Raw genomic sequence first — 19,714 nt, 5'->3', positions numbered from 1 at the left:
AGCGAACCCGCGCGGCGGAGCACAGCAAATTAAGCGCGTCGGGGAGCTGAACCTTAGCGCGTTACACCGTGGCTCGACAATGGGCAGACACCGGTTAGAGGGGCATTCTCGGTTAGTTTCCCCGCCGCGCCGGGGAAACTGACCGAGAACGCCCCCTAAACCAGCGTTACCTATGCAAATGCCTTGCGAACCGTGTCGTGGGAGAACTCGTTGGCGTGCAGCTGGACCCATTCGAGGGCCAGGGTCTGGTTGTTCACCTGTTCGCTTTGGGGTTCGTGCTGACGGCAGTAACGTTCGATCTGGCAAACCTGCTCACCCATTCGTGCGCTGAACAGGGTCTGTTCGTCGACAAAAGCGATGCCCACCAGGTAGCTGCGTTTTCGTCGCAGGCACCACGCCACATAGCCCAGGTAACAGATTGTGGTGCTCAGGGTCGGCATGCGCACTTGAAGTGCGGTGCCCCTTCGCCATCCGCGGTGGTAATTGCAAGCCACGCCGCCGAGGCTGATAGTGTGCAGCTGTTGCCGCGAAATGCACTCATGTTTGAGCAACGTCAATTCGACGGGTACATCGTCAGGATGAGGAAGATAACGTCCCATGAACACGGACTCCCTGTGTCGGCCATCTGACATCGTTTCTCCCAGTATAGTGGTCGAATCGGAACTGACCGATTTCGACGCCGACCAACGGCTGTTGGCGATGAACGGTATTTCCCTGGTGATCTTTACCAGCGTCGGCTGCGCGAGCTGCCGTTTTGCCCGTGAGCAATTGCCCAGGTTCGATCTGGCGGTCGATCGACTGTGCTGGATCGATGCAGGGAACAATGGTGGCGTGGTCGAGCGTTATCGGGTCTTTCATTTGCCGGCGCTGTTTGTAGTGCGCGACGGTGAATTCTTTGGGGCACTACAGTCGCGTTTGATCAGCGCCGAGCTCAATGCAGCCGTGGGGCTGGCGTTGAGTCGAATAGCAGAGGAATTACCATGATAGGGGCAGTTGCCAAGCCGACAATCGGTATTATCGGAACCGGCGCGATCGGCGGTTTCTACGGGTTGATGCTGGCGCGTGCCGGCTTCGATGTGCATTTTCTGTTGCGCAGTGAATTTTCAGCGGTGGCCGAACACGGGCTGCAACTCGACAGTGCGATGCACGGCACGTTGACATTGAACCCGGTTCAGGCCTATTCGACGGCCGAAGATATGCCGCCCTGCGACTGGTTGCTGGTGGGCACGAAAACCACCAGTAACGCGGACTTGGCGCCGACAATCATTCAAGCTGCCGCTCCGAATGCCAAAGTGCTGTCGTTGCAAAATGGCCTGGACGTCGAAGACAGCCTGCGCGACTTGCTCCCCGATTCGCTGCACTTGCTTGGTGGGCTCTGTTTTATCTGCGTCCATCGCGAGGGACCTGGCGTCATCACCCATCAGGCGCTCGGCGCGGTGAATGTCGGCTACCACAGCGGCCCGGCAATCGATGAGCAGGCGCGGATGGCGATTGTCGAGGAAGGCGCCGGGCTGTTCCGCGCCGCCGGAATCGATTCCCAGGCCATGCCGAACCTGCATCAGGCGCGTTGGCAGAAACTGGTCTGGAATATCCCCTACAACGGCCTGTCGGTTCTGCTTGGGGCAAGCACCACGCCGTTGATGGCCGATACCGACTGCCGGGAGCTGATCAAGGCGCTGATGACCGAAGTGGTTCAGGGGGCAACGGCCTGCGGTCACGAAATGCCGGCCGGATATGCCGACCATCTGTTCATGATGACTGAGAAAATGCCCGACTATTGGCCAAGCATGTACCACGACTTCCTGCACAAGCGACCGCTGGAACTGGATGCCATCTACACTCGGCCACTGGCAGCGGCGAAAGCGGCGGGATGTGAGTTGCCGCGAATTGAAGCCTTGTATCGCAGCTTGAGTTTTATCGACCGACGTAATCACTGAGTCGGCCAAAAGGAGAGGGAAGGGCATGGCCAATGGCATAGACGACAAACTGGTGTTGGCGATTTCTTCGCGAGCACTGTTCGACTTGAGCGAGAGCCACAAGGTTTATCTGTCGAGCGGCGTCGAGGCCTATCGGCAATACCAGATCGAACACGAAGACGAAATTCTCGAGCCCGGCGATGCGTTCCCGTTAGTCGAAAAACTCCTGAAGCTGAACGCCAGTCTCGGCCGTGCCCGGGTCGAGGTAATCCTGGTGTCGCGCAACAGCGCCGACACCGGCCTGCGGGTTTTCAATTCTATTCATCATTATGGCTTGGCGATTTCGCGTGCGGCATTTGTCGGCGGGCGCAGTCCTTACCCATACCTGAAGGCCTTTGGCTGCGACCTGTTTCTTTCGACCCATTCCGACGATGTGCGCAGTGCGTTGGATGCCGGTTTCGCGGCAGCGACTATTCTGTCGGGCGGTGCCAGTCGCGCCGCCAGCGATGAATTGCGCATTGCATTCGACGGTGACGCGGTACTGTTTTCCGATGAGTCGGAGCGGGTCTATCAATCGGGAGGCCTTGCAGCGTTTCAGGCCAGCGAGCGTGAGGCCGCCCGCGAGCCTTTGCGCGGCGGGCCGTTCAAAGGATTCCTCGCGGCGCTCAACCTTTTGCAGCGCGAGTTCCCCGACGATGCCTGTCCGATCCGCACCGCGCTGGTGACGGCGCGCTCGGCGCCGGCCCATGAACGGGTGATCCGCACCTTGCGCGAATGGGACATCCGTCTGGACGAGTCGCTGTTCCTGGGAGGGCTGACCAAATCAGCCTTTCTCGAAGCCTTTGCCGCCGACGTATTTTTCGATGACCAGGCCGGCCATTGCGAGCTGGCCCGCGAAGTGGTCGCCACCGGTCACGTGCCGCATGGCATCAGTAACGAGCCGTCGATTTAAAGCGCTGCGGTTCAATGCGTTGCGCCGAACGCCGCACTCGTCACCGCACTGCTAAGCTGAATCAATCTCCGCCATGTTGGCATTCAGGAGGTCCCAATGATTCATTCGATGCTGTATGCCACCGACCTCGGTCTGTATGCACCTTTTGTGATGCAGCATGCGTTGGCACTGGCTCGAACATTCAATGCCGACTTGTATGTGGTGCACGCGGTTGAGCCGATGGGGTTGTTCGCCGAATCGGTGCTTCAGAGTTACCTCGATGAGCAGGCCTTGAACGAGTTTCACAGCCAGGGCCTGAATACGGTGATTGCCAATATCGAGCAGCGGGTGCTCGACAGCTTTCGCGAAGAACTGGGGGATGAGGGGGAGCAGGACCTGGAACGGATTCGGGCAGTGCGGGTGCTGCAGGGCGATCCGTCGCAGGTGATTCTCGAGCAGGCGCAGAAACTCTCCGTCGATTTGCTGATCGTAGGAAGTCACAGTCATGGCGCTGGCGCCGAAACGCCATTGGGCCGAACCGCTGCGCGCGTGTTGCAACTGTCCAGGGTGCCGGTCTATCTGGTGCCGCTGATGGAACGTCGTCGCAAAGGGGATCGCTAGGACACGAATAATGGCGTTTTGATAAAAAAGTTCTAGATTTATTAATCAAACCATTAATATAGTTATATATCGTCGCTGATGCCCGTGGCGTCTACCTGCTTTGAGGGATTCATATGAAGCTTCAACAATTGCGCTACATCTGGGAAGTGGCGCACCACGACCTCAACGTTTCAGCTACAGCCCAAAGCCTCTACACCTCGCAACCGGGCATCAGCAAACAGATCCGTCTGCTGGAAGACGAATTGGGGGTCGAGGTTTTCGCCCGCAGCGGCAAGCACTTGACCCGAGTTACCCCGGCTGGCGAGCGCATCATCACCACCGCCGGCGAAATCCTGCGCAAAGTTGAAAGCATCAAGCAGATCGCCCAGGAATTCTCCAACGAGAAAAAAGGCACCCTGTCGATCGCCACCACGCACACCCAGGCGCGTTATGCATTGCCACCGGTGATCAGCAATTTCATCAAGCAATACCCGGACGTTGCCCTGCACATGCACCAGGGTTCGCCGATGCAGATCGCCGAGATGGCCGCTGACGGCACCGTCGATTTCGCCATCGCGACCGAAGCGCTGGAGTTGTTCGGCGACCTGGTGATGATGCCGTGCTACCGCTGGAACCGCTGCGTGGTCGTGCCTCAAGGCCACCCGCTGACCAAGCTGTCGAAGCTGACCCTTGAAGCCCTGGCCGAATACCCGATCGTGACGTACGTGTTCGGTTTTACCGGCCGTTCGAAACTCGACGAAGCCTTCAGCCATCGTGGTCTGACACCCAAAGTGGTGTTCACCGCCGCCGACGCCGACGTGATCAAGACTTATGTTCGTCTGGGCCTGGGCGTGGGCATCGTGGCGAAAATGGCGGTCGACACCAAACTCGATAGCGACCTGGTGGTGCTCGATGCCAGCGAGTTGTTCGAATCCAGCATTACCAAAATCGGTTTCCGTCGCGGCACCTTCTTGCGTGGTTTCATGTGCGACTTCATCGAGAAATTCGCGCCGCACCTGACCCGCGAAGTCATGGCCAAGGCCATTCAGTGCCACAACAAACAGGAACTGGAAGAGCTGTTCGACGGCGTCGAACTGCCGGTGCATTAATCGCTAAATCACCTCGGTGACAGAAAACTGTTGCCGAGCGCCCGCCACCAGAATCTCCACTTCATCCCCTTCGAACTTGCCCAGCAGGCTTTTGCCCAGCGGCGAGCGAGGGGTAATGACGGTAATCAATTGCCCCACCAGATCGATCTTCAGCCCGGCCGCGTCGGGGGCCAGGAACAGCCATTGTTCGCGACCCTTTTCGTCTTCCAGACCGAGCAGGGCACCGACTTCGATGCCGCGCTGATCGTCATAAGGCCGTAAAGTCAGGTTCTGGCAAAGGGTCAATGACTGCCTGATTTCTTCCACTCGTCTGGCCTGTCCGACCGCCAGGTAAGACGCCTCCAGCCCCAGCGTGTCGTACTTGTTTTCGGCTATGTTTTCTTCGTGGGTCGCGGTTTCGTAAGCGGTTTGCGCGGCACGTTCAGCGATGTCGAGATCGATCCGCAGCTTGTCGATAATCAGTTGGTGGACGGTCGGCTTGTGCATGGAGAGCTTCTTGATCAGTCGCAGAATTGCAGGACGTTGGCGCGGCTTTTTTCGCTCGGCGCCGTTTGATTTTGCTGCAGCCAGAATTGGCATTTTGGATTGGACAGATTGTGTTTACTGCTTCTGGCCTGTTCCACCATTTGCTGCTGTTCATTCCTGCGCAGATGGTCCTCGTACTGTTCGAACATCGGGTTCTGCGAGGCGGGTTGCTCAATCACCGGTGGCTTGGCCAGTTGCTCCACCGCTTGGGCCAAGGGCGCCAATTGCTCGTTGAACAACAAGCGCCAGGCGAGCCAGCAAGTCAGTGCGATCGCGATGAATCCCAGCCACAAACCGAGGGCAATACTGCCGGTCAGTTGCAGCGCATTAAACTGGATCGGCAAGGGACGGCGCGGGTTGGGACGGTAGGGCATTACTGCCTCCTGGCGGGTGGTCGCGGGCAAGTGGCGATTGTCGCATGAAGATTAATCGCCGTCGGCTCTTCTGCACGGGGTAATTTATGCGGACAATCGGCGCCTTTGCCAACGGGAGCCTGGAATGCCTGAAATGCCTCAAGTGAAAAACCGCTGGCGCTGGGATATTTTTTGCACCGTGGTCGACAACTTTGGCGACATCGGTGTGACCTGGCGCCTGGCCCGACAACTGGTGGCCGAACATGCCGTGACGGTGCGCTTGTGGGTCGACGATTTGCGAGCCTTCGAGCGTTTGTGTCCGGACATCGACATCAACGCTGCACAGCAGTGGCAGCAGGGCGTTGAGGTGCGACAGTGGTCGGCCGACTGGCAGCCCACCGAAGCCGCTGATGTCGTCATCGCCGCATTCGCCTGCCAGTTGCCGAGTGCCTATATGGAGGCCATGGCGGAACGGGAAAAACCGCCGCTGTGGATGAACCTCGATTACCTGAGTGCCGAAGACTGGGTCGCCGGCTGCCACGGCTTGCCGTCGGTGAAGTACAAGAACGTGCAGAAGTTCTTTTTCTTCCCGGGCTTTCGCAAGGGCACCGGCGGCTTGTTGCGTGAAAGCGGATTGCTGGAGCGGCGTCGGCAGTTTCAGCAAAGTCCGCAAGCTCAGCAAGAATTCCTGCAAGGCTTGGGAATTGATCGTGCGCCGAATGCCCAACTGATCTCGCTGTTTGCCTACGAAAATACCGGGCTGGCCAGTTGGCTCGACGCGATGGCGGCCGACTCGACGCCGACGCATTTGCTGGTGCCCGAAGGGAGGATTCTCGGCGACGTCGAACGCTGGCTCGGGGTGGATGGGCTGAAGGCCGGTGCGGTGCATGTGCGCGGTGCCTTGACCGTGCAAGTGTTGCCGTTCGTCCGGCAGGATCAATATGACCTGCTGCTGTGGAGTTGCGATTTCAACGCTGTGCGTGGCGAAGATTCCTTCGTCCGCGCCCAATGGGCCGGCCGGCCGCTGCTCTGGCACATCTATCGGCAGGACGAAGACATCCACCTGGACAAGCTCGACGCTTTCCTGACCCTGTACACCCAAGGCCTGTCCGGGCCTGCCCGCGAGGCGATCAGCGGTCTATGGCGGGCATGGAATGCAGGTGAGACAATGACCAATCACTGGAAATCAACCCGCAAACACTGGCCTGAACTGGAAAAACATGCCGAGACATGGTGTCTGGAACAAGCCTTGCAGGCAGATCTTGCCGCAGCGCTGGTACAGTTTTACCTAAATTGGATATGATACGCGGCCTAGATTTTTGTAAATCCCATCCAAATTCGGATATTCGCAATGAAAACTGGTAAAGAACTGAAACCCGGGATGGTGATCCGTCTCGAAAACGATCCTTGGCTGGTTCAGAAAGCTGAATTCACCAAGTCGGGTCGTAACAGCGCGATCATGAAGACCAAGCTGAAAAACCTGCTGACCGGTTACAAGACCGAGATCGTTTACAGCGCCGACGACAAACTGGACGACGTAATCCTCGACCGCAAAGAAGCGACCCTGTCCTTCATCAGCGGCGACTCCTACACGTTCATGGACACCACTGACTACACCATGTACGAACTGAACGCTGAAGACATCGAAGCCGTTCTGCCTTTCGTTGAAGAAGGCATGACCGATGTTTGCGAAGCGATCTTCTTCGAAGAGCGTCTGGTTTCCGTAGAGCTGCCGACCACTATCGTGCGTCAGGTTGACTACACCGAAGGTTCCGCTCGCGGTGACACTTCCGGCAAGGTGATGAAGCCTGCCAAACTGAAGAACGGTACCGAGCTGTCGGTTGCTGACTTCATCGAAATCGGCGACATGATCGAGATCGATACCCGCGAAGGCGGTTCTTACAAAGGCCGTGCCAAATAAGCACCGCTTGAGTAATGAAAAAGCCCGACCATTGTGTCGGGCTTTTTTTTGACTGCAAGAAACACGCGAATCCATTGTGGGAGCGGGCTTGCTCGCGAAGGCGGCTTCACATTCAACAGAAATATTGACTGATCTACCGCTTTCGCGAGCAAGCCCGCTCCCACATTTGTCCTGCGTTATTTCTTCAAATGCTGCTTGAGCTCTTCAGACGCCTGCAACATCGCCGAACGCACCGCGGGCACCTGGCTCACCACATTGAGCAAACCGTAGTCATGGATCATGCCGTTGTAGCGCACTGCCGTGACCGGCACCCCCGCCTCATCGAGTTTGCGGGCGTAGGCTTCACCCTCATCGCGCAGTACATCGGCGCCGGCTGTCTGCACCAGCGCGGGTGGCAAACCCTTGAGTTGCGCGGTACTCGCCCGCAGCGGTGACGCGTAGATCTCGTTCCGTTGCTTGGCGTCGGTGGTGTAGTTGTCCCAGAACCACTTCATCATGTTTTTGGTGAGGAAGTGCCCCTCGGCGAACTGGTTGTAAGACGCCGTTTCGAAGCTGGCGTCAGTCACCGGCCACAACAACACCTGATACCTGATCGCCGGCGTGCCTTTGTCTTTGGCCATCAGCGCAACCACGGCTGCCATGTTGCCACCGACGCTGTTGCCGGCCACGGCCAGACGTTTGCCGTCGACGTTGATCTCTTTACCGTGCTCGGCCACCCACTTTGTCGCGGCGTAGGCCTGGTTGATTGCCACGGGGTAATGCGCTTCCGGCGACGGGGTGTAATTGACGAACACCGCCGCTGCGCCCGAACCCGTTACCAAATCCCGAACCAGTCGTTCGTGGGTCGGGAAGTCCCCCAGCACCCAACCACCACCGTGGAAGAACATGAACACCGGCAGCTCGCCTTTGACCCCGGCTGGCCGAACGATGGTCAGGCTGATCGGTTGGCCGTCGACCTGGATGGTCTTCTCGCTGACGTCGGCTTTGGGCGGCGTCAGTTTTACCCCGGCCTGCGCACCCACCAATACCGCGCGGGCTTCGGCAGGGGTGAGCTGTTCCATCGGTTTGCCGGTGCCGGCATTCAGTACATCGAGGAACGCCTGGGTGTTGTGTTCAACCCCATTGCCTGCGAATGCACTGTTGATGGACAGGGCGAGAAGAGTACCGGTCAAGACTTTGCTGAAAGTGTTCATATTCATTTCCTGTCAGGCCTTGGAGTCAGCAGTTAGACGGTAACGTGCAGGCGCACATCGACGTTGCCACGGGTGGCGTTGGAGTACGGGCAAACCTGGTGTGCTGCTTCTACCAGGCTTTGTGCGTCGGCTTGTTCAAGGCCCGGCAGGCTGATGTGCAGGTCGATGTCCAGACCGAAACCCCCAGGGATCTGGCCGATGCCGACATGGGCGGTGATCGATGCGTCGTCCGGAATTTTGCGTTTGGTCTGGCTGGCGACGAATTTCAGCGCGCCGATGAAGCAGGCGGAGTAGCCGGCAGCGAACAGTTGTTCAGGGTTGGTTGCCGCACCGCCAGCACCACCGAGTTCTTTCGGGGTAGCGAGTTTGACGTCGAGGACGTTGTCGCTGGAGATCGCACGACCGTCACGGCCGCCAGTGGAGGTTGCGATTGCGGTGTAGAGAGTTTGCATGGTGTGAGCCTCGTTCGGGTTTTGGTGTTTTTGCGCTAAATGTTTGCGCGCTAAGTAAGTGCGAGGTGAATGTAGCTCGCAAGTATTTAGCGCGCAATATAAATTTTCGAAATAATTTGATCCCGAATGAAAGCATGCGGTTAAAAGTATTGAGCTAGAGCTGTCGGGACGGAATTTTTGGTGGGGAGTTTTTTTCGAGAGAGGCGGGCGAAGCTGGAAAGGACACCACAAAACCAATGTGGGAGCGGGCTTGCTCGCGAAAGCGGACTGTCAGGCAACACTGATGCTGAATGACAAACCGCCTTCGCGAGCAAGCCCGCTTCCCACAAGGGATTGGTGGTGTTTTGAGGTCAGAGGCTATCTTGCAGATGACTACGCAGCGCTTGAAGGTCCGCTTGCAGCTTTTTCAGCTGTTCCAGCGTTTGTCCGCTGGCGCCGAGGATGCACTGGGGAATGCCCCGCGCCTTGTCTCGCAGCGCACGGCCTTGCTCGGTCAGTTCGACAATCACTACTCGCTCGTCTTCACGGCTACGGGTGCGGCTCAGCAGGCCTTCGGCTTCCAGGCGCTTGAGCAGCGGGGTGAGGGAGCCGGGATCGGTCAGCAGTCGGGTGCTGATTTCGCCGACCGTCAACCCATCCTTTTCCCACAACACCATCATCGCCAGGTACTGCGGATAGGTCAGGCCCAGCGCTTGCAGCAGCGGCTTGTAGACTTTGGTCATCAGCAGCGAGGTGGAATGCAGGGCGAAGCAGACCTGATTGTCCAGCAGCAGGTCGTCGCAGTTATCCGGGTTGTTGCGCTCGGTGTTCATTTCAAAGCCTTGATCAGTGATCGTCATAAATCTAGCGGGCGAATCTTTAATGCGCCAGATAATTCTGGACTAGTGGCGGTCCAGATTGGTTTGCAGCGCCAGATCCCACGGCGGGATGGGGCTGAAACGGGTTTTCAGGTATTCCAGCAACAAGCGGCTGCGCGAGCTGGGTTGCTGTTCCAGGCGCAACGCATAAATGCCGGTGCTTTCCGGTTTTGGCAGACCGTTCTCGCAGAACAGCGGCAGCAGTTCGCCGCGTAATAAATATTCGCTGGCCAGCCAGGTCGGCAAGTGCGCGACGCCCAATCCGGCCAGTGCACCGCACACCAGCGCCTCGGCATTGTTGGCGCTCATGCGGATTCGCGCTGGCCGGTGCAAGTGCATCTGCCCATCTCGCTCGAAGCGCCAGGCGAAGGGCGGAGCCAGGCCCTCCCAGTCGAGGCCATCATGGTCGACCAACTGCGCCGGATCGGTCGGCACGCCACGGCGTTGCAGGTAATCGGGGCTGGCGCAGGCGATGCGCACCATGCTCGCCAGCGGCGTCGCCACCAGTCGGGTATCGGCCATCTGCCCGGCACGTAATACCAGATCGACCTTGCCCAGATTCGAGCCCTGCATGTCGACAAAGCTGTCGATCAGGTGCAATTGCACGTCGAGACCAGGGTAAAGCGTCAGGAAATCGGCAATCACCGGCGCCAGGTGTCGTCGTCCGAACGCTGCCGGCGCATCCACCCGGATCAAGCCTTCTGGCGCACTGCTAAGAGACACCGCTTCCGCCCGGGCCAGGCGCAGTTCAGCGACGATCCGCCGCGCACGCTCGGCAAAAGCCAGGCCGGCCGGGGTAGCACGCACCGCATGGGTGCTGCGAATGAACAACTGGCTGCCGACGGCGCTTTCGAGGCTGTCGATGCGTCGCGCCACGGCCGAAGGCGTCAAGGGATGGCGTCGGGACGCAGCGGAAAAACTGCCGCTTTCCAGCACATCGAGAAACAGGCCAAGTTGTTCGGTCAACTGATTGGGGTTCATGGTTTGTTTGCGCTTGTGCGAAATTGGCACAGCCATTGTGCGTTGCTGTGCGTTTCCCCGCCAGAGCCGACTGCGTAGGATGAACAGCCTGACAAAAGGAAATCGCCTGTGATTGAGTTCTTGTTGTATCTGGTTTTTGGCGCGGCCTTGGGAACCCTCGGCGGCCTGTTCGGCATTGGTGGCGGGTTGGTCGCGATCCCGCTGCTGGGCGTGTGGTTCGGTCTCGATCAGCAGATTGCCCAAGGCACGGCGCTGGTGATGGTGGTGCCGAACGTGATGCTGGCGCTGTGGCGCTATCACCAGCGCAATCGCATCGAATTGCAGCATGCGCTGCCACTGGCCTTGATGGGGTTCTGCTTTGCCTGGATCGGTTCGATCTGGGCGGTGGGTATCGATGCGCAATCCATGCGCTTGGGTTTCGTCGCTTTCCTGATCGCGCTGTCGGCCTACAACCTGATGCGAATGTTCACCACCAACGCACCAGCCTCTTCGCAGATGCGCTATTCCTGGCCATGGCTGGGTGTGCTCGGCGCGGCTTCCGGGACGATGGGCGGACTGTTTGGAGTGGGCGGGGCGGTGGTGGCAACGCCGGTGTTGACCAGCCTGTTCGGTACCACTCAAGTGGTTGCCCAGGGGTTGGCGCTGGCGCTGGCGTTGCCGAGTACGGGCGTCACCCTGGCGACTTATGCGGTGCACGATCAGGTGCATTGGGCGATCGGTGTGCCGTTGGCGGTCGGTGGATTGATGAGCATCAGTTGGGGCGTGAGAATTGCCCACGCATTGCCGGAGCGGCTCCTGCGCGGGCTGTTCTGTGGTTTTCTGGTGGTCTGTGCGGTGATGCTCGCGTTTAAAGTTTGAAACCTTCGACGATGTGCTCGGCCAGGCATTCGGTGATCGGCGAAGGATTGTTCAGGTTGCGGATCAGCATGATGCTGGCCTCCGGCAACAGCGGCAGGTCTTCGTTGGCGCCGAGGATGCGCATGTCCGGTGTGATCAGGCTTTCCAGCTGCGCGGTGATCGCCAGACCCGCGCTGACCACGGCCATCAACGCCGACAGGCTGGAGCTGTTGTAGGCAATGCGGTAGTCGCGGCCCATGGCATCCAGGGCATTGCATGCCCAGAGGCGGCAGAAACAATCACTGTTGAACATCGCCAGCGGCAACGGTGTTTGCTCATGGGCGCTGAAGCATTGGGCTTCGGCCCAGACAAAACGCTCCTTGCGCAACAATTGGCCGATTTCGTTACCCGGCTCGCGGGTGACGATGGACAGGTCCAGGTCCTGGCGCTGCAACAGTTGCCGGGTCGATTCGCAATGAACCTCGATCTGGATCAGCGGGTAGAACTGCGCAAAGCGCGACAGGATGCCCGGCAGAAAGCGCATGACGTAATCGTCGGGTGTGCCGATGCGCACCGTGCCGACCATGTGCGGCTCGCGCAAGGTATTGAAGACTTCGCTGTGGAGTTTGAGGATGCGCCGCGCATAGCCCAGCAATACCTGGCCTTCGGCGGTCAGTTTGACTTGGCGCCCGTCGCGTTCGAACAGCTGGCGCTGCAACACGTCTTCTTCCAGGCGTTTCATCTGCATGCTCACCGCCGACTGGGTGCGGTTGACCATTTCACCGGCGCGGGTAAAACCGCCCTGATCGGCAATCGCGACGAAGGTGCGCAGTACATCGGTGTCGATACTGGGGTAGGCGGACATTCATCAATCTCCGAGATGTATGCCATCAGAAACATTCGTTGGATTGATCTTATCGCTGGCGCGAGACTTGGGCCATCCCTAAAGGAGGGCAATACGATGAAAGGTCACAACGAGCATGTAACGGAACAAAAATTCTCAATCCACGCGGTATCCGATCTGCTGCACAAGTTTAGTCGCTGGTACGAACTTCACCGTGAACGTGAAATGTTGGCGGGTTTGAGCGACGAAGCACTGAAGGATATCGGCGTGAGCCGTGCGGATGTGGAGCATGAGACGGTAAGACCGTTCTGGGATGATCCGATGCATAAATGATGATGCCATCGCTACACAAACCACTTGCGGGTGAGGTAGGTTGCGAGCAGACAAGGAGATGCTCATGCCCGCCACACTGTCTTTTTCCCTCAAACAGGCTCGGCGTCTGGCGCTGGCTGCCCAAGGGTTCAACGGGCGTCAGCCGCCGGCGGCGGTCAAACCGGTTCAGCTCAACCGGCTGATCGAGCGCCTGGGCATTCTGCAGATCGATTCGGTCAATGCGTTAGTGCGTTCGCACTACCTTCCCTTGTTTTCCCGTCTTGGCAATTACTCCTCCGACTTGCTCGATCAGGCTGCCTGGAGTCAGGGCCGTCGGCGCACGTTGTTCGAGTACTGGGGCCATGAAGCGTCTTTGTTGCCCTTGTCGATGTACCCCTTGATGCGCTGGCGAATGCAGCGCGCGACCCGCGGCGAAGACATCTATCAGCAACTGGCGCGTTTCGGTCGTGAGCAGCAAGAAACGATTCGCCGCGTGTTGGCGTCGGTTCAGGAACTCGGTGCGCTGGGTGCGGGCAGTTTGTCGACCCGTCAGGAGCGGGCAGGGCCGTGGTGGGACTGGAGCGCGGAAAAGCATGCACTGGAATGGCTGTTCGCCGCCGGCGAAGTGACCGTGGCCGGCCGGCGCGGGTTCGAACGGCTTTATGATTTGCCGGAGCGGGTGATTCCTTCGGCGATACTTCAACAGCCCTTGCTCAGCGAGGCCGAGGCTCAGCGCGGCCTGTTGCTGCATGCCGCCAATGCGTTGGGCGTGGCGACGGAAAAGGACCTGCGGGATTATTTTCGCCTGAGCCCGGCAGACAGTCGGCCGCGTCTGGTGGAGCTGGTAGAGGCGGGTGATCTGCTGGTGTGTGAGGTTGAAGGTTGGCGGCAACCGGCCTATTGCCTGGCAAAGCCGAAAGTGCCGCGCAAGGTCGAGGCGAGTGCGCTGCTTTCACCGTTCGATTCGCTGATCTGGGAACGCAGCCGTACCGAGCGATTGTTCGATTTCCGTTATCGGTTGGAGATTTATACGCCGCAGCACAAGCGCGTCTATGGGTATTACGTATTGCCGTTTTTGCACAATGAGCGGGTTGCTGCGCGGGTCGACTTACGGGCCGAACGGGCGTTGGGTCGGTTGGCGGTGCATGCCGTGCATGAGGAAGAGCCGGGGCTGGATGAGGCGGGGATGTTGGCGTTGGCGGTCAATCTGCGGCGGATGGCGGATTGGTTGGGGCTGGCGCAGATTCAATTGAATTGCCCGCGGGCGAGTGCGGCGCGGTTGCGGGTGGCATTGGCACAGATTGAGGGTGATTGAGCTGACGCCTTCGCGGGCGAGCCCGCTCCCACAGGGTTCGTGCCAGACACATAATTTGTGAACGACAGGTCATTCAGGATGAGGGCAAGCTTGCTCTCACAGGGTTTGTGCCAAACACATAATTTGTGAACGACGCGGTCATTGTGGGAGCGGGCTTGCCCGCGATGGCGGCCTGTCAGGTAATAAAAAACCTACTGACTCACCGCCGAACCTGCTTCAGGGTTTCAGCAATCAAAAACGCCAATTCCAGCGACTGATCGGCATTCATCCGTGGGTCGCAGTGGGTGTGGTAACGGTCCGACAACCCATCCTCGGTAATCGGCCGCGCGCCGCCAATGCATTCGGTGACGTTCTGCCCGGTCATTTCGATGTGGATGCCGCCGGCATAACTGCCTTCCGCTTCGTGAACCTGGAAGAACTGTTTCACCTCGCCAAGGATCTGCGCGAAGTCGCGGGTCTTGTAGCCGCTGCTGGCCTTGATGGTGTTGCCGTGCATCGGGTCGGAACTCCAAAGCACCTGCTTGCCCTCGCGCTGCACCGCGCGAATCAGCTGCGGCAGGTGATCGCCGACCTTGTTCGCGCCCATCCGCGCAATCAGGTTCAGGCGACCCGGATCGTTGTCCGGGTTGAGCACATCGATCAGGCGAATCAGGTCTTCGGGGTTCATGCTCGGGCCGACCTTCACGCCGATCGGGTTGTGCACCCCGCGCAGGAATTCGACATGCGCGCCGTCCAGTTGGCGGGTACGGTCGCCGATCCACAGCATGTGGGCCGAGCAATCGTAGTAGTCGTTGGTCAGGCTGTCGCGACGCACGAAGGCTTCTTCGTAGTTCAGCAGCAGCGCTTCGTGGGCAGTGAAGAAACTGGTTTCGCGCAGTTGCGGCGAGCTGTCCATGCCGCAGGCGCGCATGAAGGCCAGCGTTTCATCGATGCGGTCGGCCAGATGGCTGTATTTCTCGGCCAGCGCCGAGTTGGCGATGAAGTCCAGGTTCCACTTGTGCACCTGATGCAGGTCGGCAAAGCCACCCTGGGCAAAGGCACGTAGCAGGTTCAGGGTTGCGGTGGACTGGTGGTAAGACTGCAGCAGGCGATCAGGGTCCGGTACACGGCTTTTTTCGTCGAAACCGATGCCGTTGACGATATCGCCACGGTAAGCCGGCAGCGTCACGCCGTTGATGGTTTCATCGTTGGCCGAACGGGGTTTGGCGAACTGGCCGGCCATGCGCCCGACCTTGACCACCGGGCAACCGGCGGCGAAGGTCATGACGATCGCCATTTGCAGCAACACTTTAAACGTGTCACGAATTTTCGCGGCGGAGAATTCGGCGAAGCTTTCGGCGCAGTCGCCGCCCTGCAACAGAAACGCCCGGCCCTGGGTCACTTCGGCAAACTGACGGCGCAACTCCCGGGCTTCACCGGCAAACACCAGCGGCGGATAGCTCGCCAGGGTTTGCTCGACGTGCAGCAAATGCGCTGCGTCGGGGTATTGAGGTTGTTGCTGGATCGGCAGGGCGCGCCAGCTGTCAGGGCTCCAGGGTTGGCTCATTGCAGTCTCTAGTGTTTTACGCTCGGACGGTTATGTTATCAGCAATTAGTGCGTGACCTGTTCCCGTCGCTTCGCGGACAATCGCGCCTTTGCCGCCCCACCCACGCGGTCTTATTACGTTGCCGGATCCCGGTGACGATCAGGAGACGAAATGACTGAGGAGCGCGTCGAGCATCTGCTCGCCGAGGTACAGGATGAGTTCGGCGTGATTCGCGTGCTGGAAGTGGCCGATTACCGTTTCCTGGAGTTCGGTGATGCCATCGAACAGAGCTGCGTGTTCACCGCTGACCCGAGCTGGCTCGAGTACGATTACACCCGGGCGATGCTGATTGGCGCGCTGTGCCACGAACTGCCGGAAAGCGCGCTGTTCCTCGGGCTCGGCGCCGGCACGCTGACCCAGGCTTGCCTCAAGTTCCTGCCACTGGAAGACGTCGAAGCCATCGAGCTGCGCCCCGATGTGCCGCGCCTGGCCATCGAATACCTCGGGCTGGATGACGATCCGCGGCTGTACATCCGCGTCGGCGATGCCCTGGAGCTACTCGAAACGGCTGAACCGGCCGATCTGATTTTCGTCGACCTCTATACCGATGTCGGGCCGGGTGTCGGGCATCTTGCCTGGAGTTTTCTGGAGGACTGCCAGAAACGGCTGAATCCGGGTGGCTGGCTGGTGATCAACCAGTGGGCCACCGACGATGGCAAGCCGTTGGGCGCGGCGTTGTTGCGCGGCCTCTATCACCGGCATTACTGGGAACTGCCAGTGAAGGAGGGCAACGTGATTCTGATCGTTCCATCCGAGCTGGATCAGGAACTGGATTTGGATGGGCTGATCGCTCGCGCTGAAGGCCTGGCGCCGCGATTGGGGTATTCGTTGCAGTCGTTGATCAAGGCTATTCGGCCGGCGACATAAGTCGGCGTCTGTGAGGTCCTCATCGCGGGCAAGCCCGCTCCCACAGTGATTTGCGTCGTTCACGGACCTGTGGGAGCGGGCTTGCTCGCGAAGAGGGCCTCGCAGCCAATACATCCCTCAAACCCCTTTGAAAACCCCCGGTCGCTTCTCGATCATCGACCGCACACCCTCCTTGGCATCCTCGCTATTCAGCAAATTTTTCACCAGCGCCGGCAAGGCCTGAGCTGCCGTCATTTCACCTTCATAGCGCGCCTGCCGGGCCGACATCAACGTCGCCTGAACCCCCAGCGGTGCCTGTCGGGCAATCCGCTCCGCCAATTCAATGGCCCGCGGCAACAAGTCCTCGCTGGCCATGACCTCCTGCACCAATCCCAGATGCAAGGCGTCATGAGCATCGAACTCATCGCCAGTAAGCAGCCAGCGCATGGCGTTGCCCCAGCCGGCGACCTGATGCAGGCGCAAGGTCGCGCCGCCAAACGGGAAGATTCCGCGCTGCACTTCCTTCTGGGCAAAACGGGTATTGCTGGCGCACAGGTTGATGTCGGCGGCCAGCATCAGCTCGATGCCAACGGTCAGGCAGTAGCCTTGCGCAGCGACAATCACCGGTTTGCTGACCCGAGGGCCTGCGAGCACGCCCCATGGGTCGCAGCCACCGGGCGGCGCCTGCCAGCCTTCGGCCAGGGCGGCGCCGGCGCTGACCAGATCGAGCCCTGCAGTGAAATGCTCACCATGACCGAACACCACCGCCACCCGCGCCTCGCTGTCGGCCTCGAACTCACCATAGGCCAGGCTGAGTTCGTTGAGCAGGTTGAGGTCGAAGGCATTGCGTTTGGCAACCCGATCCAGACCGATCATCAGGACATGACCGTGTCGTTCACGGGTTACACGACTGGGACTGGGCTGATTCATGGGACATTTCCTCGGGTGGGGAAGCGGGTGTCAGACCGAAGGGGCTGCGTCGCTAGAGTGAACCGTTTTAGCGCCATCGTCAGCAGGGCCGGGCCTTTGCAAAATAGACCGTCGCACAATTATCCGCAAAGCCCGTGACACAACGGTATGCGCCGGTTTTTTCCGATAAAAAAAGCTCCCTTTTTGGGCGAATTCCGGTATAGTGCGCGCCGGCCTTTAACCGGGCCGCGTTTAGGTAGCGCAATTCCCCGAAGCCAGCTTCGGCTGCACGTCCGCACAGCGGACTCTTCCTTGACGAATCTTTTTCATTCATTCGTTTTCGCAAATCCCCGCCGACAAAGCAGCCAGGGCGACTCTTGAGTCTTACACGGCATGCGCAGCTTTGGAGCATGGGTCTTTGCGGATGCACTTAGAGGCAGACCCATGACCCAGGAAACCGGCGGCTTCGCCGCTTTTAATCTTAATCCGAATATTCTTGCAGCTGTCATTGCGACCGGCTACGAAGAACCTTCGGCTATTCAGCAGCAATCGATCCCGATCATCATGGCCGGTCACGACATGATTGGTCAGGCGCAAACCGGTACGGGTAAAACCGCCGCGTTCGCCCTGCCGATCCTGCACCGCATCGATCCTGCAAAGCGCGAGCCGCAAGCCCTGATCCTGGCGCCAACCCGTGAGTTGGCGCTGCAAGTAGCAACCGCTTTCGAAACCTACGCCAAGCAAATGCCGGGCGTTACCGTTGTGGCCGTTTACGGCGGCGCGCCTATGGGCCCACAACTGAAAGCAATCCGTAATGGCGCACAGATCGTTGTCGCCACGCCGGGCCGTCTGTGCGACCACCTGCGTCGTGACGAAAAAGTCCTGGCAACCGTGAACCACCTGGTTCTCGACGAAGCCGATGAAATGCTCAAACTGGGTTTCATGGACGACCTCGAAGTTATCTTCAAGGCACTGCCTGCAACCCGTCAGACCGTATTGTTCTCGGCCACCCTGCCGCAGTCGATCCGTGCCATTGCCGAACGCCATCTGCGCGATCCGCAACACGTGAAGATCCAGACCAAGACTCAGACCGTTACCGCGATCGAACAGGCTCACCTGTTGGTTCACGCTGACCAGAAGACCTCGGCTGTATTGAGCCTGCTGGAAGTGGAAGATTTCGACGCGCTGATCATGTTCGTGCGCACCAAGCAAGCGACCCTGGACCTGGCCAGTGCCCTGGAAGCCAAAGGCTACAAAGCCGCTGCGCTGAACGGTGACATTGCTCAGAACCAGCGTGAGCGCGTGATCGAATCCCTCAAGGATGGCCGTCTGGACATCGTTGTGGCGACCGACGTTGCCGCTCGTGGTCTGGACGTTCCGCGTATCACTCACGTATTCAACGTTGATATGCCGTACGACCCGGAATCCTACGTTCACCGTATCGGCCGTACCGGCCGTGCCGGTCGCGAAGGTCGTGCACTGCTGCTGGTGACTCCTCGTGAGCGCCGCATGCTGCAAGTGATCGAGCGTGTAACCGGTCAGAAAGTTGCCGAAGTTCGTCTGCCGGACGCCCAGGCCGTTCTCGATGCTCGCATCAAGAAACTGACCAACAGCCTGTCGCCGCTGGTCGCTGATGCCGAATCGACTCACGGTGATCTGCTGGATCGCCTGACCGCCGACATCGGTTGCACCCCGCGTGCACTGGCCGCTGCTCTGCTGCGCAAGGCAACCAACGCTCAGGCGCTGACCCTGGCCGCAATCGAGAAAGAACGTCCATTGGTGCCGAACAACGCACCGCGTGGCGATCGTCCAGAGCGTACCGGTGATCGTCCGGACCGTGGTGATCGCGAGCGTCGTGCTCCGGTTCCATTGGCCGAAGGTCGTGCTCGTTGCCGTACCGCGCTGGGTGCGCGTGATGGTATCGCTGCCAAGAACCTGCTGGGCGCCATCCTGAATGAAGGCGGTTTGGCGCGTGAAGCCATCGGCCGCATCCAGGTGCGTGACAGCTTCAGCCTCGTCGAGCTGCCGGAAGATGGTCTGGAGAAGCTGCTGACCAAACTGAAGGACACTCGCGTTGCCGGTAAGCAATTGAAGCTGCGTCGCTATCGCGAAGATTGATCCGCTCTCGAGCTGATTGATCGCACATAAAAAATCCCCGACTGGTTCGGGGATTTTTTTTGCCTGATCGTTCCCACGCTCTGCGTGGGAATGCAGCCCGGGACGCTCC

The 19,714-nt window shown here is 59.3% G+C and carries 22 protein-coding genes; 12 read left to right on the top strand and 10 right to left on the bottom strand.

Annotated features, from left to right (window positions below; translation table 11 throughout):
• Positions 1 to 170: 170 nt before the first annotated feature.
• Positions 171 to 599, bottom strand: a complete 429-nt coding sequence (locus AC1RQB_RS05810) for a PilZ domain-containing protein (protein ID WP_063341092.1) — start codon at positions 597 to 599, stop codon at positions 171 to 173.
• Between AC1RQB_RS05810 and AC1RQB_RS05805 the strand changes: the two genes are divergently transcribed.
• From AC1RQB_RS05805 to cysB, 5 genes are all read left to right on the top strand, one after another.
• Positions 598 to 984, top strand: a complete 387-nt coding sequence (locus AC1RQB_RS05805; RefSeq protein WP_063341091.1) for a thioredoxin family protein — start codon at positions 598 to 600, stop codon at positions 982 to 984. The genes AC1RQB_RS05810 and AC1RQB_RS05805 overlap by 2 nt on opposite strands.
• Positions 981 to 1,937, top strand: coding sequence for a putative 2-dehydropantoate 2-reductase (locus tag AC1RQB_RS05800; RefSeq protein WP_063341090.1), 957 nt, complete (start codon positions 981 to 983; stop codon positions 1,935 to 1,937). The genes AC1RQB_RS05805 and AC1RQB_RS05800 overlap by 4 nt, the downstream gene beginning before the upstream one ends.
• 25 nt (positions 1,938 to 1,962) lie before the next feature.
• Positions 1,963 to 2,868, top strand: coding sequence for a 5'-nucleotidase (locus AC1RQB_RS05795; RefSeq protein WP_063341089.1), 906 nt, complete (start codon positions 1,963 to 1,965; stop codon positions 2,866 to 2,868).
• A gap of 96 nt (positions 2,869 to 2,964) precedes the next feature.
• The gene (locus AC1RQB_RS05790; protein WP_008075701.1) at positions 2,965 to 3,468 is read left to right on the top strand and encodes a universal stress protein; all 504 of its coding nucleotides are present in this window, start codon (positions 2,965 to 2,967) and stop codon (positions 3,466 to 3,468) included.
• Between the two features lie 113 nt (positions 3,469 to 3,581).
• Entirely contained in the window at positions 3,582 to 4,556 is a 975-nt protein-coding gene (gene cysB, locus AC1RQB_RS05785) for an HTH-type transcriptional regulator CysB (protein ID WP_007899921.1), read from the top strand.
• Positions 4,557 to 4,559: 3 nt separating this feature from the next.
• Here the strand turns inward: cysB and AC1RQB_RS05780 are convergent, their stop codons facing one another.
• Together AC1RQB_RS05780 and AC1RQB_RS05775 are read right to left on the bottom strand one after the other, a co-directional pair.
• Positions 4,560 to 5,042, bottom strand: coding sequence for a GreA/GreB family elongation factor (locus AC1RQB_RS05780; protein WP_063341088.1), 483 nt, complete (start codon positions 5,040 to 5,042; stop codon positions 4,560 to 4,562).
• 14 nt (positions 5,043 to 5,056) lie between these two features.
• A complete protein-coding gene (locus AC1RQB_RS05775) occupies positions 5,057 to 5,455 on the bottom strand; it encodes a hypothetical protein (protein ID WP_008075695.1) in 399 nt (132 codons plus the stop codon).
• Between the two features lie 124 nt (positions 5,456 to 5,579).
• Between AC1RQB_RS05775 and earP the strand changes: the two genes are divergently transcribed.
• Positions 5,580 to 6,737 carry an elongation factor P maturation arginine rhamnosyltransferase EarP gene (gene earP, locus AC1RQB_RS05770; RefSeq protein ID WP_063341087.1) on the top strand — a complete coding sequence of 386 codons (1,158 nt, stop codon included), beginning with the start codon at positions 5,580 to 5,582 and terminating at the stop codon, positions 6,735 to 6,737.
• A 48-nt stretch (positions 6,738 to 6,785) separates the two neighbouring features.
• Positions 6,786 to 7,355 (top strand): elongation factor P, encoded by a 570-nt coding sequence (locus tag AC1RQB_RS05765; RefSeq protein ID WP_007899917.1) that lies wholly within the window; start codon positions 6,786 to 6,788, stop codon positions 7,353 to 7,355.
• Positions 7,356 to 7,531: 176 nt separating this feature from the next.
• On the opposite strand, the gene AC1RQB_RS05760 is transcribed toward AC1RQB_RS05765, so the two are convergent.
• From AC1RQB_RS05760 to AC1RQB_RS05745, 4 genes are all read right to left on the bottom strand, one after another.
• A complete protein-coding gene (locus AC1RQB_RS05760) occupies positions 7,532 to 8,548 on the bottom strand; it encodes an alpha/beta hydrolase (RefSeq protein ID WP_063341086.1) in 1,017 nt (338 codons plus the stop codon).
• A gap of 32 nt (positions 8,549 to 8,580) precedes the next feature.
• Complete coding sequence (locus AC1RQB_RS05755) at positions 8,581 to 9,000, bottom strand: organic hydroperoxide resistance protein (protein WP_008009416.1); 420 nt, start codon at positions 8,998 to 9,000, stop codon at positions 8,581 to 8,583.
• 350 nt (positions 9,001 to 9,350) lie between these two features.
• Positions 9,351 to 9,812 carry a MarR family winged helix-turn-helix transcriptional regulator gene (locus tag AC1RQB_RS05750; RefSeq protein ID WP_007899914.1) on the bottom strand — a complete coding sequence of 154 codons (462 nt, stop codon included), beginning with the start codon at positions 9,810 to 9,812 and terminating at the stop codon, positions 9,351 to 9,353.
• Between the two features lie 69 nt (positions 9,813 to 9,881).
• The gene (locus AC1RQB_RS05745) at positions 9,882 to 10,838 is read right to left on the bottom strand and encodes a LysR family transcriptional regulator (RefSeq protein ID WP_063343868.1); all 957 of its coding nucleotides are present in this window, start codon (positions 10,836 to 10,838) and stop codon (positions 9,882 to 9,884) included.
• A 108-nt stretch (positions 10,839 to 10,946) separates the two neighbouring features.
• Here AC1RQB_RS05745 and AC1RQB_RS05740 point away from each other — a divergent pair, with 108 nt between their 5' ends.
• A complete protein-coding gene (locus AC1RQB_RS05740; RefSeq protein WP_007899912.1) occupies positions 10,947 to 11,696 on the top strand; it encodes a sulfite exporter TauE/SafE family protein in 750 nt (249 codons plus the stop codon).
• Here the strand turns inward: AC1RQB_RS05740 and AC1RQB_RS05735 are convergent.
• Positions 11,686 to 12,540 carry a LysR substrate-binding domain-containing protein gene (locus AC1RQB_RS05735; protein WP_007899911.1) on the bottom strand — a complete coding sequence of 285 codons (855 nt, stop codon included), beginning with the start codon at positions 12,538 to 12,540 and terminating at the stop codon, positions 11,686 to 11,688. The two genes, AC1RQB_RS05740 and AC1RQB_RS05735, sit on opposite strands and share 11 nt — an antisense overlap.
• 96 nt (positions 12,541 to 12,636) lie before the next feature.
• On the opposite strand from AC1RQB_RS05735, the gene AC1RQB_RS05730 reads away from it, so the two are divergent.
• Together AC1RQB_RS05730 and AC1RQB_RS05725 are read left to right on the top strand one after the other, a co-directional pair.
• Positions 12,637 to 12,852, top strand: coding sequence for a DUF1127 domain-containing protein (locus AC1RQB_RS05730; RefSeq protein WP_008075682.1), 216 nt, complete (start codon positions 12,637 to 12,639; stop codon positions 12,850 to 12,852).
• Positions 12,853 to 12,916: 64 nt separating this feature from the next.
• Positions 12,917 to 14,146: a winged helix-turn-helix domain-containing protein gene (locus AC1RQB_RS05725; protein WP_063341085.1), complete on the top strand. Its 1,230-nt coding sequence runs from the start codon at positions 12,917 to 12,919 to the stop codon at positions 14,144 to 14,146.
• Positions 14,147 to 14,345: 199 nt separating this feature from the next.
• Here AC1RQB_RS05725 and AC1RQB_RS05720 read toward each other — a convergent pair whose 3' ends face one another.
• Entirely contained in the window at positions 14,346 to 15,692 is a 1,347-nt protein-coding gene (locus tag AC1RQB_RS05720) for a class II 3-deoxy-7-phosphoheptulonate synthase (protein ID WP_007899909.1), read from the bottom strand.
• 151 nt (positions 15,693 to 15,843) lie between these two features.
• Between AC1RQB_RS05720 and AC1RQB_RS05715 the strand changes: the two genes are divergently transcribed.
• A complete protein-coding gene (locus tag AC1RQB_RS05715) occupies positions 15,844 to 16,599 on the top strand; it encodes a spermidine synthase (protein WP_007899907.1) in 756 nt (251 codons plus the stop codon).
• A 117-nt stretch (positions 16,600 to 16,716) separates the two neighbouring features.
• On the opposite strand, the gene AC1RQB_RS05710 is transcribed toward AC1RQB_RS05715, so the two are convergent.
• Complete coding sequence (locus AC1RQB_RS05710) at positions 16,717 to 17,508, bottom strand: crotonase/enoyl-CoA hydratase family protein (protein WP_063341084.1); 792 nt, start codon at positions 17,506 to 17,508, stop codon at positions 16,717 to 16,719.
• Between the two features lie 423 nt (positions 17,509 to 17,931).
• Here AC1RQB_RS05710 and AC1RQB_RS05705 point away from each other — a divergent pair, with 423 nt between their 5' ends.
• Entirely contained in the window at positions 17,932 to 19,605 is a 1,674-nt protein-coding gene (locus AC1RQB_RS05705) for a DEAD/DEAH box helicase (RefSeq protein WP_007943712.1), read from the top strand.
• Positions 19,606 to 19,714: the final 109 nt, after the last annotated feature.

The organism is Pseudomonas sp. GW822-FHT02E03, from assembly GCF_058802325.1.
The sequence above is the reverse complement of the archived record's forward strand: the minus strand, read 5'-3'. Positions and strand labels throughout refer to the sequence as shown.

Excerpts from the sequence above, each read along its gene's own strand:
- AC1RQB_RS05710 (WP_063341084.1), bottom strand. The coding sequence starts at position 17,508 with ATGAATCAGCCCAGTCCCAGTCGTGTAACCCGTGAACGACACGGTCAT.
- AC1RQB_RS05735 (WP_007899911.1), bottom strand. The coding sequence starts at position 12,540 with ATGTCCGCCTACCCCAGTATCGACACCGATGTACTGCGCACCTTCGTC.
- AC1RQB_RS05780 (WP_063341088.1), bottom strand. The coding sequence starts at position 5,042 with ATGCACAAGCCGACCGTCCACCAACTGATTATCGACAAGCTGCGGATC.
- AC1RQB_RS05750 (WP_007899914.1), bottom strand. The coding sequence starts at position 9,812 with ATGAACACCGAGCGCAACAACCCGGATAACTGCGACGACCTGCTGCTG.
- AC1RQB_RS05805 (WP_063341091.1), top strand. The coding sequence starts at position 598 with ATGAACACGGACTCCCTGTGTCGGCCATCTGACATCGTTTCTCCCAGT.
- AC1RQB_RS05790 (WP_008075701.1), top strand. The coding sequence starts at position 2,965 with ATGATTCATTCGATGCTGTATGCCACCGACCTCGGTCTGTATGCACCT.
- AC1RQB_RS05760 (WP_063341086.1), bottom strand. The coding sequence starts at position 8,548 with ATGAACACTTTCAGCAAAGTCTTGACCGGTACTCTTCTCGCCCTGTCC.
- AC1RQB_RS05715 (WP_007899907.1), top strand. The coding sequence starts at position 15,844 with ATGACTGAGGAGCGCGTCGAGCATCTGCTCGCCGAGGTACAGGATGAG.
- cysB (WP_007899921.1), top strand. The coding sequence starts at position 3,582 with ATGAAGCTTCAACAATTGCGCTACATCTGGGAAGTGGCGCACCACGAC.
- AC1RQB_RS05775 (WP_008075695.1), bottom strand. The coding sequence starts at position 5,455 with ATGCCCTACCGTCCCAACCCGCGCCGTCCCTTGCCGATCCAGTTTAAT.
- AC1RQB_RS05720 (WP_007899909.1), bottom strand. The coding sequence starts at position 15,692 with ATGAGCCAACCCTGGAGCCCTGACAGCTGGCGCGCCCTGCCGATCCAG.
- AC1RQB_RS05765 (WP_007899917.1), top strand. The coding sequence starts at position 6,786 with ATGAAAACTGGTAAAGAACTGAAACCCGGGATGGTGATCCGTCTCGAA.
- AC1RQB_RS05795 (WP_063341089.1), top strand. The coding sequence starts at position 1,963 with ATGGCCAATGGCATAGACGACAAACTGGTGTTGGCGATTTCTTCGCGA.
- AC1RQB_RS05810 (WP_063341092.1), bottom strand. The coding sequence starts at position 599 with ATGGGACGTTATCTTCCTCATCCTGACGATGTACCCGTCGAATTGACG.
- AC1RQB_RS05755 (WP_008009416.1), bottom strand. The coding sequence starts at position 9,000 with ATGCAAACTCTCTACACCGCAATCGCAACCTCCACTGGCGGCCGTGAC.
- AC1RQB_RS05745 (WP_063343868.1), bottom strand. The coding sequence starts at position 10,838 with ATGAACCCCAATCAGTTGACCGAACAACTTGGCCTGTTTCTCGATGTG.
- AC1RQB_RS05800 (WP_063341090.1), top strand. The coding sequence starts at position 981 with ATGATAGGGGCAGTTGCCAAGCCGACAATCGGTATTATCGGAACCGGC.
- AC1RQB_RS05730 (WP_008075682.1), top strand. The coding sequence starts at position 12,637 with ATGAAAGGTCACAACGAGCATGTAACGGAACAAAAATTCTCAATCCAC.
- earP (WP_063341087.1), top strand. The coding sequence starts at position 5,580 with ATGCCTGAAATGCCTCAAGTGAAAAACCGCTGGCGCTGGGATATTTTT.
- AC1RQB_RS05725 (WP_063341085.1), top strand. The coding sequence starts at position 12,917 with ATGCCCGCCACACTGTCTTTTTCCCTCAAACAGGCTCGGCGTCTGGCG.
- AC1RQB_RS05705 (WP_007943712.1), top strand. The coding sequence starts at position 17,932 with ATGACCCAGGAAACCGGCGGCTTCGCCGCTTTTAATCTTAATCCGAAT.